The following is a 15261-nucleotide window of genomic DNA, read 5'->3' on the forward strand; positions in this document are numbered from 1 at the left end:
CATCATGCCCGGCCGCCTATTTGACCAAATAATCGAAACTTCAACACAACCTTAAAATATCATCTTTAATCACCGTCTTAGGCGCATGTCATCCGTTTTTACGTCTGTATTCCCTTTTTCTTTCCAAATCCCGCATAATCTTTTCCTCATCACGTTTTTTCGCTTCTTCTTCCATAGCTTTAATATCATGCGGAAGTTCAAGCGTTATCCTTCCCAGCTTGCCTGCGCGGAATTCGTCAATAAATATTTTTGCCGTGCGGAGAGTGTCAATTCCTCCGCCCTTTGCCGCAAACCCGCGCGCCCTGCCTATATCCGTAAATATATCATGCGCTTCTTCATCCGGCTTTAATTCGATTTTGTACCTTTGCGCTATTGCCTCCGGATTAAACCGCATAATATATTTAATAAGCTCCAAAGCCATAGTTTCGGCATCGAGTATATCGTCGTTTATAGCCCCGGTGAAAGCCAGTTTAAGGCCTACTTCCCTGTCTTCAAATTTGGGCCATAGAATTCCGGGGGTATCAAGAAGTTCAAACCCTTTTTTTATTTTAATCCACTGCTTGCCCCTTGTAACTCCCGGCTTGTCGCCTGTTTTGGCAGTGGATTTTCCAACGTATTTATTAATAAACGTGCTTTTGCCAACGTTTGGTATTCCCACAATCATAGCCCTGACAGGAACAAAAAGCCTGCCCTTCGCTTTAAGCCGGGCTATTTTTTCCGCCATTAAATCCATTGCCGCATCAGCCGCGTTTTTAACCCCCTTGCCTTTGACTGCATCGGCAAGTATTACTTCAAATCCCTGTTCTTTAAAATATCCGCTCCAAATTTCAGTCGAAGCGGCGTCGGCTAAATCGCTTTTATTTAAAACAACAACTCTGCGCTTGTTTTTGGCAAGCGCGTCAATATCGGGATTTTTGCTGCTGTAAGGTATTCGCGCATCCAAAAGTTCTATAACTACATCTACCAAGCTGATGTTTTCTTCCATCATACGCCGAGTTTTTGTCATATGCCCAGGGTACCAATTTATATTGTTAATATCCATTTTTCTGTGTTTTCCTTCCTCATCTGTTTATTTTTATAAATGTAAAAAATAAAATTTCCGTTTCATTAAATAATGCATGCCAATCATTGCTTATTCTTCCCATTGTCAAACAAACATGATTTTATGTATTGGGGGTTCCTCCTTCAACTCCGAAAAGAATTCATTCGTACCGCATTTTAGCCTATTCGCCCCTAAAACAAAAAAATATTATCTGCCGTTTTTATGCCTAAATTTAATGCCGTTTGTTTTATGCCGCCTTGTTAAATTCAAATACTCAGATTTTTTTGCCGAAATTTCCTTTAGCAATATATTATCATATCCTTCTTGAATTATAAAGGCTTGTTATATGTATCACGAAATTAAAATTAATTATACTCACATATCCTGCAAAAAAGAGGCTGTTTTTAAGCTTTTAAGTCTATATTGCCGATATAAAAGCTTATCGGTCAACATTCTTTGCTTTAAAATAAATATTTCCCGGCGTTATATTTTTAATCAAAAAACCGCCTTATACGTTAAAGTGTATAAAGCGGTTTATTTTCTTCCATGCTAACAATCTGGGCGTATTCATAGAACACATAAAAATTGCGCTCTGTAGTTCCATGCCTATATGACGGGTTTTATAGTCTCTGATAAGTTTTCCTAAATTCCCCTAAGCAAAACTATGGCAAGAAAGTTTTTAGGACTCCTGGATGGCAAGCGTCACATTAGTTTAAGTTTACAATGGCGCACACTGTTTTAACATGCGTTAGAGGCGCAATAGCCGTGTTAAAGCCGCTTGCCGTATGTATCCGCGGTGCCTGTGATCCTTTGAACGGAAGCCTCATGTAATCATGTTCCGTACTGTCCCAAAGCCGGAACAGCAAGAGCTGTTATTGAACAAACTATAATTGTATCGGCAAATACTTCAAAAGTTCTCCCAATTCCTTCCATTATAGGATGTATTGCGCGCGCCGATCGGCGTATAAGAGGCGGCCAATCGATTTAATAAAATCATGTTTAAGTCACCGCAAAAATAAAATAAGCAGAGGCAAAGTCGCAATACATAGCACATCGGTTAAAAATACGGAGGCTGAAGCAAGCTCGGCGTCGGCTCCGTACTCTTGAGCAAATATTGCCGCAGCGCCGCCCGTAGGCATAGCAAAAAGCGCCGTAAGTACGGCAGACGTAAGCTGTCCGCAGTTAAAAACATATGAAGATATAAAATACATTGCCATCGGAACAATACAAAGCTTAGCCGCCGCAATAAGCATAAGACGGCCTTTGTTTTTAAGAAGTTTAAAATTTATTCCCCCTATTTGGCCTCCTATAACAAACATCGTAACCGCAAGGCTTGCATCGGAAAGCTTTTCCAAAACGCCGTTTACCGCTCCCGGAAGCTTTATTCCCGTAAAAAAAAGAAACAGCCCGGCGGCTATCGAAAACATACCGGGACTTATAAGCGATTTAAAATCTATTCCCGTTTTTTCGGAATTTCCGGAAAACTGCATTATAATCGTACCGGCAGTAAATATGAGAATATCCACCGCCATTTCGACTGCAGAAGCATAAAACACAGCTTCAGGCCCAAAAAGCATATTCATTACCGGTATTCCTATCCCGCCCGTATTTGCAAAAAATAAGATAAAAGCAACAAGCCCCGCATATTTCCTGTCAAACCCAATGCAGGATGTGAATACCGCCGAAAAAGCCAACACTAACACAAACAGCAAAAAAACTGCTCCGAATACTTTTATGCCGCCGGACAGTATCTCTTGCGAAAAATCCTGCTGCATAGAATATATAATCACAGCCGGCAGTATGATTTTCATCATAAAGGACGACATTGTTTTAAGCTGACGGTCATCAGCCATTCCGAGCCTTCTGAATATAATCCCCGGAACAGCTAAAGCAAATATTATAAACAAAGAACTGTATACATTAGAATAACCCAATACAATCACGCCTCCAAGAAGTTTTCAGACTGATTCCGCAAAAGCCCGTTAACAGAAAAAGGCGCCAAAATAAATTTGACGCCTGTCTTAATCATAATTTTAAAGCCGCATATATTTTCAGTAAATTTACAGAGCCGTTATTAAATTATTTGCCGTAGGCCTCTTCAAGAGCCCTAAGCACATCGTTTACAAGATCCTGAGTATTTTCAATTCCAACGGAAAATCTTAACATGGAATCTGTAATACCGATAGCATACCTCTGCTCTTTTGTAAGATTGTCATGAGAACTGTGTGGAGGATATGAGAAAGTAGTTCTGTATCCGCCAAGAGTCATGGCATAATGGGCAAGTTTAAGCCCCCTCATAAATTTATTGAATTTGCTTGTAGCAACGTCATAGTCGTTTTCTTCCGGAAGTTCTACCGTAAGCATACCGCCATAGTATCCGCCGAACTGTTTGTCGGCAATTTCGTGGAAAGGATTGCTCTTAAGCCCCGCATAATGAACGGATCTTACATAAGGGCTTTTTTCAAGGGCTTCTGCAAGAGCCATTGCATTTTCAGCCTGTTTTTTTACACGAAGTTCCATTGTCCTCATACCGCGGCATACCAGCCATGACGAGAATGGATCCGCCTGTGAGCCAAGTACAACCTGTACGGCATGGCATTTTTTAACAAGCTCTTTAGGCCCGATAACGGCTCCGGCTACGGCGTCGGAATGTCCGTTGGCAAATTTTGTTAAACTTATAACTTCAAGATCCGCCCCCAATTCCAGAGGCCTTGCAAGGCAGCCTGTCATAAAAGTATTGTCAACAATAAGTATAGCTCCGTTAGCATGAGCAATTTCAGAAAGAGCCTTTAAATCCGCAACGCCGCAAAGAGGGTTTGAAACGGTTTCCGTATAAAGCACAGTCGTATTCGGTTTGATATGTGCCTTAACTTCGTCAAGGTTCGTAAAATCAATAACGTCGGACTCAACTCCGTATTTTCCGAGTATATCCGTAAAAACTTCATTTGATTCTCCGTAAATCGTCTTGTCGGAAAGGATATGATCTCCGCCTTTTGTCATAGCTATGATAGCGGTTGAAATAGCGGCCATACCCGACGAGCAGGCAATTGCATCCTCTCCGCCTTCCGTATATTTAATAAGCTCGGCAAGGGCAGTCCTGTTCGGGTTCCTGTTCCTGTTATAGCAGAAATCGCCGATTTTATACCTTTCAAGGAGATCCGCAACGTCTTCTACGTTATGGGCTGTAGACATATGTATCGGAAGAGCTTCGGGATCTTTGCCCGGGTGCGTAAAATAAGCGCCGGCTTCAAGGATGTTTGTTTCAAACGCAAAATCAGGGTCAAATTCATGTAACATTTCTCATTCCTCCTAAAATTCTTATCTTGCCTCAGCATCTACTTTTTCTATTGATTCAAGCCCTGAAAAACCGGGCTGTAAAATCCTGCGCGGCGTAACAATATGCCGTTTCATTAAACCGCCGATCGCTTTGGCCTAACCGCATACTGAAAATCTCTTTTCCACGCCGTCATATCTTATTAACGACGGCTTTATATCTCTCCCGCTTTTATGGAAAATGCCGCATGGATTTTTACCATTGTGTATCAATAAGTTAATTCTAAACTTTATTGCCGCTATAGAGTCAAGTAAAAAAATAGCTTATTTTTTGTTGATAAAAATCCAGTTTTTGGCATCATAAGGCCAGTTTTTTTTACAAAAACCTGATGTACTAAATTTAAATTAGTAAAATTATATAATATCATGTTAATATAAGAACACTGTTAAATTGAATTTAAGCCATTTCATACAAATATGCCGTATTATACAAATTATACATATTAAACATTTAATTTAAACAATTTATAAATAAAACGGCATTTAAATGACGTTTCAAAAAATCATTGCATATAAATTTTATATTTAGCCACATTTAAAATTATGAACCTGTTTTAGTTTTAATAATCATTTTTATAGAATAACCCATATGCCGCACATTTTTAATCCGTTTCAAAATATTAAATCTTCCGAAAATAACCGCTTAAAGCTTAATTATCACACCACCTGCGGCACTTTGCACATAATAATTTATAAAAATCAAAAAATTTTGTTGACTCTATTGTAAGAACACATAATATAATAAAACTGCAAACTAAAACAGCGCCTTAAAGCGCAGTTAAAACCATAAGAAAAAATACACAACCATATTAAACTTTTAATAAGGAGGAATTCAATTATGGCAATGGAAACAGAAATTCTTTATACCAGGAAATACAAAGAAGGGGCAGTCAACTTACTAAAACCGGAAGCATTCCCTCTTTATACATGTACGGCTTTCACGGCAAACAGCCTAGCGGAAATTAAAGAAGCTTATGCCCAAGGCTATACATATATAAGGACAAACAATCCCAACCGCGACGTGCTTGCTTCTCAGGTTACGGCTCTTGAAGCGCCGGGCCTTGACAGGGATACGCTTATCTTCTCTTCGGGCATGGCTTCAATTTCAACTACGCTCGGTTCTATCCTTAAATCAGGCGACCATGTAATCTGCAATAGGAACATCTACGGCGAAACATTTGACGTATTCGGCAAAATGTTCTCGAGATTCGGCATCGAATCTACCCTCGTTGACATGGGCGACATTGAAAATATCAAAGCCGCTATCAAGCCTAATACAAAAATTATTTACTCAGAAGTATGCGCAAACCCAACGATGAACCTTATTGATATTCCGGAAGTTGCAAAACTTGCCCATGAACATGGCGCGCTCCTTATGATGGACAATACTTTTACAACGGCAGTTTCCATCAAACCGCTCACACTCGGAGCCGACATCGTAATATCGTCAATGACAAAATTCATGAACGGACACTCAGACGCTATACTCGGCTGCATGACCTCAACTCATGAAATTATCGAAACAGTACGCCCAATGAGGATGCTCTTCGGCACTCCGGCGGATCCAATGCCATGCTGGATGATGATCAGGGGGCTTGAAACACTTTATCTCCGCGTTGAAAAACAGCTTTACAACGCTTACAGGCTTGCGGAATTCTTTGAAGCCGATCCTCATGTAATTAAAGTAAACCATCCTTCTCTTGACAGTTTCCCTCAGAAGGATATTGCTAAAAAATTATGGCCGGCAGGCGGAGAACACATGACAGGTATGCTCAGCATAATACTTAACACAGAAGATGAAGCCAAAATTAATAAATTTATGGAAAAACTCCAGTATGTTCATTATGCTACTACTCTCGGCGGTATCAGGACAACCCTCAACCATCCATGCACATCTTCACACAGCCATATGCCTGATGAGGACCGAAGGAAAATGGGCATCACTCCCGGTATGTTCAGGGTTTCAACAGGTATCGAAAATATTGACGATCTTATCAACGACTTTAAACAGGCTTTCGTTGAATTAGACAAATAATTCCCGAAAGTTTTTGCAGAAAACATATTTGATACCAGTTGCAGGCTGACAGAAAATCAGGCGTATCGCCTGGTTTTTTGTCAGTTTTAATATTATTTTACAAAAAGAACTCTATGTCTTTTGCCATTAAGTCTTTATGAGTATACAGATATTTAATATATTAATGGTTGTTCATTATTGATATTTTTAATTAGGTCAAACATAAATATCAGAAGCGTTAAATAAAAATTTTACGTTTCATTTAATGATCTTTTTATTGTTGATACTTAATAAATTTATCATCCACATACAATAAGTATACCGCCATATTAGAATTATTTTATTCTAAACGTACCATTCTAAAAATATGTAACTTTATAAAAAACAAATAGCAGAAATATAAATTTGGGGATATATGTATTGCGTCACTATATTTTGATTCTACCATTAAAAACTGTTTCGTAAAATATCCAACCGTTACGTGAGGAGGAGAAATGTTGTATGGAATTATCTGCATTTAAACTTAAAGGTCTATATGACGGAAAAGGAAATTTTATAGAAAAACCTGTTTTAATTTTAAAAGACGGAATATTTAATGAAATTTTAGACAGTTCATCATATGGAAAACTTGAAACTTTGAATATTTCAGATATTGTTGACTTTTCCGATAAATATGCGATGCCCGGGCTTATCGACTGCCACACGCACCTAATGCTGCCTGGTAACGGCGACACCGCCGAAAAAATATTAGAAACAAAAAGTATCGGTGAAATTGCGCTGATTGCGGGATATAACGCGTCAACGGCCTTAAAAAACGGCGTAACAACCATTAGGGACTGCGGATGCGCGCTCGGCATATCGTTTGATATAAAAAATTTCATACAATCCGGTTATATAAACGGCCCCGATATAATTTTATGCGGCATGCCGATAACTTCCTCATGCGGCCATCTAAACCGTATGGGCGGCATTGCGGACGGAGGCGCGGAAATCACTAAGCTGATAAGGAAACAAAGAATGAACGGAATTGATTTCGTTAAATTAATTGCCTCTTCCGGCGCATCTAAAGGCGTAAAGCCCGGTATTACCTTCACACAAGACGAACTTGACACAGCCGTTTCGGAAGCCCACAGGCTTAACATGAAAGTTTCAGTCCACGCAACGTCTGTTGAAGCAGTTAAAATGGCTGTTAGTGCCGGTGCTGAGCGCATTGAACATGGCTGGTGGATAAATACGGACGGAACCGAAATTATAAAGGATACCGAACTTGCCGAATATATTATACAACATGATATAATGACATGCCCTACCCTTCCCGTTATGGAAAGTTCCATTAATTATTATGCAAAACAGCTTGAAGCGGGATACTCTGAGGACATAAAAAAATCATACGACTCCCTTAAAAGCTATAACGATACGATGCTTAAAGCGTTTTGTTATCAATATTCATGCGGCATTGCCTTTGCAGGAGGAAGCGACTCGGGCTGGCGGCATATGGGCTTTGCCGACGGAATGAAAAATTCAGTTTGCAATATGTATAAATGCGGCGTAACACTTAAAGACATAATAAAAATTTCAACTTACAACTCTGCAAAGTACATAGGCCTTGAAAAAACCCACGGCTCCATTGAATACGGAAAAACAGCCGACTTTTTAGTGATGAACTCAGATCCCGGAAAAGATATTGCGGCATACAGCAGTATATTTCAGGTTTATAAAAGAGGAAAACCAGTTTTATAAAACGGCAGCCTAAAAATTCACTGAACTCAATAATAATCTGGTATTTATGGAGCTTATGAAAGGGGGAAACGATGTTATGATAACGTCAACGTTAGGTTTTATGCTTTTTTGATAACACTAATGGCAATTATTTTTTCACTCAGCAAAAAATTTTCCGATAAACTTCTCTTTAAAATACTGCCTGGTATGGTTTGGCTTATGCTTATTGTCGCTTTGGCGGCGACATTCCATGTCTTTGACGCGCAGTCTGAAGGGGTAATAGCCGCACAGGATTTATTATATTCAACCTTTTTACCCATGATGCTTATTATGTTTATGCTTACCTGTGATATCAGGGATATTATTAAGCTGGGGCCCAAAATGATATTGTCGTTTTTGTCATGAACATTTTCAATATTAATAGGTTTTACAGCGGCATTTTTAATAATGAAAAGGTTCCTTCCCGATAACGCTTGGGCTTCTATTGCCGCATCAACAGGAGCATATATAGGCGAAACAATTAACATGGCGGCTGTAGCATCCGTATTCGGGGTCGAAGGCTTGGACTATGTATATGCAGTAGTTATGGGAACATTTGGATTTACAGTTACTTTGTCAATTTCTATGTGGCTCCTTCCCAGATCAAAAAAATGGAATGAGAAAATGAAAGCTTCAACCGACGGCATTGATGAAATTGCGAAAAAAATAGATGAATCAAAAAAAGAGCTTGATAATTCTCCCCCGGTAATACTTGACTACTGCAAGCTGTTTTCCGTAGGCTTGATAGGCACATTGTTTGTAAACTGGCTTATCCCGCTCATTCCTCCGGTATCCTTTCTGTCAGCAGGCGGCTGGAGGGTAATTCTTTCATCTATCCTCGGCATCCTTCTTGGAATGACCCCTGCGCATAAACTAAAAGGCGCTCAGGAAGTAGCCAATGTATTCCTTTATCTAAGCCTTTGCGTTTCTATGTCGTACTCGGATCTAAGCCAATGCGTAAACGCTCCGGCTTATATTGCTTTAGTTTGCATAATGCTTGTAGTTATGTACGCCATATGGATCTTACTTTGCAGGCTGTTTAAATTTGACCTCTTTACAGCGGAAGTCGGATTAATGGCAAATATAGGCGGCACCGGTTCTGCCCCCGCAATAGCGGCCGCACATAATCCAAACTGGATATCGTTCGGAATACTGCTTGGCTTTTTCGGCGATCTTATCGGAACCGGAGCGGCAATTGCATTCGGCAACTTCCTGCATTATATATCATAATGTAAACTCATATATTAATATATGAGTTTAGTGAATTTAATATTTATTCATAGACACAAAATATAGCTTAATGCTGTTCAAAGCCCCTGCTTTTTTCGGAAAGCACGGGGCTTTTTAATATCTTTATCTGAATGCCAATATCCTTTTTACACGCCTAAAATAAAAAAATCTTTGCACAAATCAATTTTTTAATGTAAAATTAAATATGGATACATCACAAGCGGATAAAATAAGCGCTCATATATCAATAAGCGTTAAATAAAAAGAATAAATTCATTCCGTAAAAAACCCGCTTTATTATAAGGCGGCATATAAATAAACAAATGCTGAAAATATAGAAAAATTTATTATTGATTATGTTTTTAAAACTAATTCTCATTTTAGCTTGCACATCAATGCCAAAGCTTAGGAAAGGTGGTTAATGATGAAGGATCTATATTCTATCGGCGAAGTGGCAAAAATAATGGGTGTATCAATCCAAACACTCAGATATTACAGCAGCATAAATCTCCTGCACCCAATATATACAAATTCCGCCACCGGCTACCGCTATTACTCAGTAAACCAGCTTCATTTTATAGACAGGATAAAATACCTGCAAAAACTTGGCCTCAGCCTTGAAGAGATAAAAAAAGTAATTCTTAACAACGACATTAAAGAGCTTGTAAGCCTGCTTGATAAACATAAAAGCAGATGTATTGAAGAAATAAGCAAACTCTATGATGTAATAGACAGTATAGAATGGTACAAAAATTATTTTACCTATATCAACGAGGATAGCGTAAATGACAATTTTTATTCATTACATATAGAAAAGCGTTACCTTGTCGCCGTGCCTTACGAGGAAAATAAAAATGAAGAAGTGCACATAAAACTGCATGAAATAAAAAACAGCGATAAATTCCGTACTCTCAGATACTTCCGCCAATTCTCCCTTATACTTGATTACGACAGCCTTATGGAATGTAAGCTCGATCGTAAATATTTGGGAATGTTCATCAAGGAACCTCCGAAATTCGAATCTGAACACATAATAGAAATACCCGAAGGCGATTATCTTTGCTTCAAGGCCAGAATATTGTCCGAAACATGGAACCCGTATTTTGCAAAACTCTTTTTCAGCGGCAAAAAATCCCCATCCATAGTTTTAGCCATTGAATATGAAGATAACCTTTATGAATATTCAAGATGCGTTTATGAAGTTCAGATGCTTATAAACAGCTGATATACCGATTAATACTATCATGTTCTATTTAAGAAATTATAAATTATTTATAATTAATAATAAAACGGCAGGCGCATACAGGCTCCTGCCGCATATCGTTACATGGCTGAAAACTTGAAAATCTCTTTCATTTAATAATAACAAAACGTTTTAAACAGCCCGGCAGGATGATGTGTTCAAATACGCAGTCCGCCTGTGAATGATCGGTTCTATAAACCTTAAAACGCATCGTTTTCATTGTTAGTGCAGCAGCTTTTCCGTTTCAAGCCACTCTTTAAGATCGTTATATATGCATCCGAATATCCTCTCGGCGTTTCCCTCGCCCGCAAAGCTGTTGTGAGGGGTGATTATAAGCCTTTCAACGTCCCAAAACCGGCTGTCCTCAGGAAGAGGCTCCTGTTCAAACACGTCGGCAGCCGCCCCCATAAGCCTTCCGGACTCAAGCGTTTCAATAAGAGCCTCAAAATCAACGACCCCGCCTCTTGTTACATTAATAAATACGGCGTCATCCTTCATAACATCAAAGCACTTCTTATCGATAAGATGATATGTATTCTCAAACAGCGGTATACAGTTTACCACAATATCGGCTTTTGCAATTTCATCAAGCATTTTATCCATTTTGTAAACTTCGCTGAAACTGCCGTCATTTTTAGGATACGGGTCGACGCCCGCCACAACGGTGTCAAACGCCCTAAACCTTTTGGCGCAATGCGATCCTATTGAACCTGTGCCTAAAATACACACCCTCCTGTTTATCATTTCATGCAGGTTCCAGTCACATTCCCAAATATGTTTCTCCTGCTGTTTTTTAAGTTTGTCGAATTTTTTATAAATGGACAAAACAGCCCCTATCACATATTCGGAAATAGGCGCGCTGTGTACTCCGGGACAATTTTTTAAAATAATTCCGTTTTCGTCAATATATTTAAGCGGCATTTGATCAATCCCCGTTGAAGTAGTATGTATAAATTTTAATGATTTGAACTTTGAAATATCATTAAAATCAAAGAATTTAAAGCATACCACCGCATCTATATCGGAAAAATCCATATTATAGCTTTCCTGTTCGGATCCGTCAAGGTATATAACTTCAACGTCAAGGCCGTTGAGGCTTTCAAACATTTCTTTTGTAAAACTGTGCTTATTCGCAAAAAGAAGTTTCTTTTTCATCTTGTCAATATTCCTTTCCACCGCACGTATTATCGTTAATCATACTTTCCCTTCAATCATATCGCAAGTAAGCCTGCCCACAATTTCAGCGCCTTTTACTATTTCCTCGTCCGTAGCCGTCGCATAACACATACGCACCATATGGGAAGGCTTGTTTCCGTCAATGGCAAATCCGGAACCCGGAACGCATACAACTCCCCTGTCAATCCCTTTCCATGTAAAATCGACTGCGTCAATCGTATCCGGCATAAACATCATTATAAACATGCCTCCCGTAGGATGACTGAGCCTGCATGAAGGATGCATATATTTCTTAAGGGTCTCAACAATAAGCGATGATTTTCGGCGGTATTCTTCCTGAGCTTTTTTAATATGCCCTTCATAGTCCGTCTTTGTCATAACCCCCCATGCCACATACTGGCCGATCGTATTGCTGTGTACGTCCGTACACTGTTTGCATACGTTCACAAGCTTCCCGAATTCCTTTTTAACCACAAGGTATCCAAGGCGGAAAGACGGGGCTATAACCTTTGAAAGCGAGCTTGTGTAAAATACGCGCCCATCGATATCATATGATTTAATCGGATTTACCGTTTCCCCTTCAAACCGCAGTTCGGCATATGGATCGTCCTCAAAAATAATCACATCGTATTTGCAGGCAAGGTCATAAAGTTTTTTACGTTTTTCAGCGGCCGCCGAAAACCCCGTAGGGTTTTGGAATGAAGGGATTGTATATATAAGCTTTACTTTAGGATTTGTTTTCAGCGCTTCTTCCACAGCGTCCGTATCCATGCCCGTTTCGTCAATGGGCACTCCTATAAGATCGGCTTCGTAGGCGCGGAAAATATTATACATGCTTGCATATGACGGTTCTTCCGTTATAACGGCGTCGCCCTTTTCAAGCCATATTTTGGAAACAACGTCAGCCGCCTGCGTGCCGCCGCTTACTATGTATAAATCGTTCGTTTCAAAATCAAATCCGTATTTTTTGGCAAGCCTTTCTTTAAGGCAGTCAACGAGCGGCGGAAAACCCTGAACGGCTCCGTACATAAGAAGCTGTCCAACCTCATTGCTTTCAAGGGCTTCCTGAAAAAACTGCTTCATCTGCTCAACAGGATATGTAGCCGGAGCCGGATTCCCATTTGCAAACGTAATTAAGCCCGGTTTTAAAGCCGCTTCTGCAAACTGCCTGATAACCGATCCTTCAATATGGTTCATGCGGCCTGCTGTTTGGATTTTCATATTCCATTCCTCCCTGTAAATAAATATTTATTTAAATATATACATAAAATACCTTTGAAAAATAATCAAAAAAGCGTTCATTCATGAAAGTTTTTCGCAACTTCCAGCTATAAATGAACGCCTTTGCTCTTATAAATAATATACTACTCAAAAAACTTGATTGTCAATGTTTTTCAACACAATTATTTAATCTGCACGGCAGAAATTTTCATGCGTTTATCCTTTGCCAAAAAAGCAGACATGTTGTTTTTAACCCAGAATGAAATATAAATTTATTCCATCGCTGAAAATATGCCGTATGAAATTTAAAAATCAATAATAAATACCGCGGCTATATATGAAATATTTCCAACCGTATTAAACCTTGATACTATAAATATCCATATAAAACAATATTTATCCTAAAATATTTTAAACCTTCCTAACGGAAATATCCTTGCGGCGATTTTTCCGTCAATCTGATCCTCAGGCACCGCCCCTATGAGCTGTGAACGGCTGTCGTTTGAATTGTTTCTGTTGTCGCCCATAACAAAGTAGGAATCTTCGGGAACCGTAAAAGGATACTCTATATCCCCAATCTGTTCCATAGGCTCTTTAATATATACCTCATCCAGCCTTTCTCCGTTTAAAACCACAAAATAATTGTAGTCTGCATCCTTTTCAACATCAATAACATCTCCCGGAAGCCCTATAACTCTTTTTATTATAGTTTCATAATCAGCGCCTTTGTCATACCAGCATATAACAACATCGCCCCTTTTCGGACTGCCGACAGTGTATGCCAGCTTATTGACAAACACAGTGTCATTGTGTTCAAATTCAGGCTCCATACTTGATCCCTTCACAACCGCTGTTCCGAATACGAAATTTCTGAATATAAACGCCGTTATAATTACCGCCGCAAAAGTCACGGCCCATTCAATAATCTTTTTTCTTTTTTTTGCTTTACGAAGTTCTCCCATACTGTTCACCTCAACAGGCTGTAAATTAACGCGCCGAAAATTTAAGCTTAAAAGCCCGGCGACAGCGTCGCCGGGCTTTTAACATTGGCAATTATCTTAAAACTTCTTTAACTTTAGCAGCTTTGCCAACCCTGTCCCTTAAATAGTTAAGTTTAGCACGCCTTACGATACCGCGTCTGATAACTTCTATTCGATCGATACGCGGGGAATGGAGAGGCCATGTCCTTTCAACGCCTACTCCCGAAGCAATCCTTCTTACAGTGAAAGTTTCGCGAACGCCGCCGTTCTGCCTTTTGATAACGACGCCTTCAAACATCTGAAGCCTTTCCCTTGTGCCCTCGACAACCTTAGCGTAAACGCGTACTGTGTCGCCGACATTAAACTGTGTTACTTCGCCTTTAAGCTGTGCCTGTTCAATACCTTTAATGATATCGTTCATTTCAATTCCTCCTAAATAACCCGGAATGTTCTTGCCGCATCCATACAGCGACAGCGGACCATCCTTATTGCATGCGTATTAAACGCATAATATTTATTTACTATACCATAAATAATCGGCGCCTGCAAGCTTTTTATTTGGCATAACCGCAATTTGCCGCATAAACCGGGGCAATTTTTATATTTTTAATAATTCAAAATGTTTTCCAAATAATTTAAGCTGAAGCTTGCAAAACGCATTAATTTATAACTTTTAAATATATACCTACATTTCCGTAATATCGCCGATTAACCGTCGCAACGCCGTATTATGCCATAATGATTAAAATCAATATTTTATTATTGTTTCGACGTCATATCCTTCTAAAGCTCCGCGTCCATTAAGATCTTCAAGTTCAACAAGGAACACAAGCTTTTTAACTTCCGCTCCCATTTCTTCAAGAAGTTCGGTAATTGCCTTAGCCGTACCGCCCGTTGCAAGCAAATCGTCGATTACAACAACCCTGTCCCCTTTTTTAACGGCGTCTTCATGTATCTCTATTACCGCCTCGCCGTATTCCAGGCCGTATTTCTTGCTCCTTGTTTTCGCAGGGAGCTTGCCTTCTTTCCTCACCATAACAAACCCTTTTTTTAACTTATAAGCCACAGGCATGCCGAATATAAATCCCCGGCTTTCAGGCCCCACAACATAATCAAAATCAATGCCGTCAAGCGCATTTGCAATCATGTCCACCGATTCGCACAAGGCATCCCCGTCTTTTAAAAGCGTGGTTATATCCCTGAATATAATCCCCGGCTTCGGAAAATCTTTTATATTTCGCACTTTATCCGCTAAATTCATCTT

General features: G+C 39.5%; 12 protein-coding genes and 1 pseudogene. 4 read left to right on the plus strand and 9 right to left on the minus strand.

Going from position 1 to position 15261, the window contains the following annotated elements; translation table 11 throughout:
* Positions 1–88: 88 nt before the first annotated feature.
* The 4 genes from ylqF to NE664_01495 form a co-directional block, all read right to left on the minus strand.
* Complete coding sequence (gene ylqF, locus NE664_01480) at positions 89–1042, minus strand: ribosome biogenesis GTPase YlqF (GenBank protein MCQ4725335.1); 954 nt, start codon at positions 1040–1042, stop codon at positions 89–91.
* A gap of 831 nt (positions 1043–1873) precedes the next feature.
* Positions 1874–2008: an alanine:cation symporter family protein gene (locus NE664_01485; GenBank protein MCQ4725336.1), complete on the minus strand. Its 135-nt coding sequence runs from the start codon at positions 2006–2008 to the stop codon at positions 1874–1876.
* Between the two features lie 38 nt (positions 2009–2046).
* Entirely contained in the window at positions 2047–2976 is a 930-nt protein-coding gene (locus NE664_01490) for an AEC family transporter (GenBank protein MCQ4725337.1), read from the minus strand.
* Between the two features lie 145 nt (positions 2977–3121).
* Entirely contained in the window at positions 3122–4339 is a 1218-nt protein-coding gene (locus NE664_01495; protein ID MCQ4725338.1) for a PLP-dependent aspartate aminotransferase family protein, read from the minus strand.
* 874 nt (positions 4340–5213) lie between these two features.
* Between NE664_01495 and NE664_01500 the strand changes: the two genes are divergently transcribed.
* From NE664_01500 to NE664_01515, 4 genes and pseudogenes are all read left to right on the plus strand, one after another.
* The gene (locus NE664_01500) at positions 5214–6410 is read left to right on the plus strand and encodes an aminotransferase class I/II-fold pyridoxal phosphate-dependent enzyme (protein MCQ4725339.1); all 1197 of its coding nucleotides are present in this window, start codon (positions 5214–5216) and stop codon (positions 6408–6410) included.
* Positions 6411–6890: 480 nt separating this feature from the next.
* On the plus strand, positions 6891–8129 hold the full coding sequence (locus NE664_01505) for an amidohydrolase family protein (protein MCQ4725340.1): 1239 nt from the start codon (positions 6891–6893) through the stop codon (positions 8127–8129).
* A gap of 120 nt (positions 8130–8249) precedes the next feature.
* Positions 8250–9377, plus strand: a pseudogene (locus NE664_01510) (DUF819 family protein).
* 421 nt (positions 9378–9798) lie between these two features.
* Positions 9799–10602: a helix-turn-helix domain-containing protein gene (locus tag NE664_01515; protein ID MCQ4725341.1), complete on the plus strand. Its 804-nt coding sequence runs from the start codon at positions 9799–9801 to the stop codon at positions 10600–10602.
* Positions 10603–10842: 240 nt separating this feature from the next.
* On the opposite strand, the gene NE664_01520 is transcribed toward NE664_01515, so the two are convergent.
* The 5 genes from NE664_01520 to NE664_01540 all read right to left on the minus strand — a co-directional run bounded on the left by NE664_01520 (position 10843) and on the right by NE664_01540 (position 15258).
* Positions 10843–11775 carry a hydroxyacid dehydrogenase gene (locus NE664_01520; GenBank protein ID MCQ4725342.1) on the minus strand — a complete coding sequence of 311 codons (933 nt, stop codon included), beginning with the start codon at positions 11773–11775 and terminating at the stop codon, positions 10843–10845.
* Positions 11776–11814: 39 nt separating this feature from the next.
* Positions 11815–13017, minus strand: a complete 1203-nt coding sequence (locus NE664_01525) for a PLP-dependent aminotransferase family protein (protein MCQ4725343.1) — start codon at positions 13015–13017, stop codon at positions 11815–11817.
* A gap of 401 nt (positions 13018–13418) precedes the next feature.
* Positions 13419–13979: a signal peptidase I gene (lepB, locus tag NE664_01530; GenBank protein MCQ4725344.1), complete on the minus strand. Its 561-nt coding sequence runs from the start codon at positions 13977–13979 to the stop codon at positions 13419–13421.
* Between the two features lie 91 nt (positions 13980–14070).
* Positions 14071–14418, minus strand: coding sequence for a 50S ribosomal protein L19 (gene rplS, locus NE664_01535; GenBank protein ID MCQ4725345.1), 348 nt, complete (start codon positions 14416–14418; stop codon positions 14071–14073).
* Between the two features lie 327 nt (positions 14419–14745).
* Positions 14746–15258 (minus strand): adenine phosphoribosyltransferase, encoded by a 513-nt coding sequence (locus NE664_01540; protein ID MCQ4725346.1) that lies wholly within the window; start codon positions 15256–15258, stop codon positions 14746–14748.
* Between the last annotated feature and the right edge of the window lie 3 nt (positions 15259–15261).

It is taken from the genome of Anaerotignum faecicola (assembly GCA_024460105.1).
GTDB lineage: Bacteria > Bacillota > Clostridia > Lachnospirales > Anaerotignaceae > JANFXS01.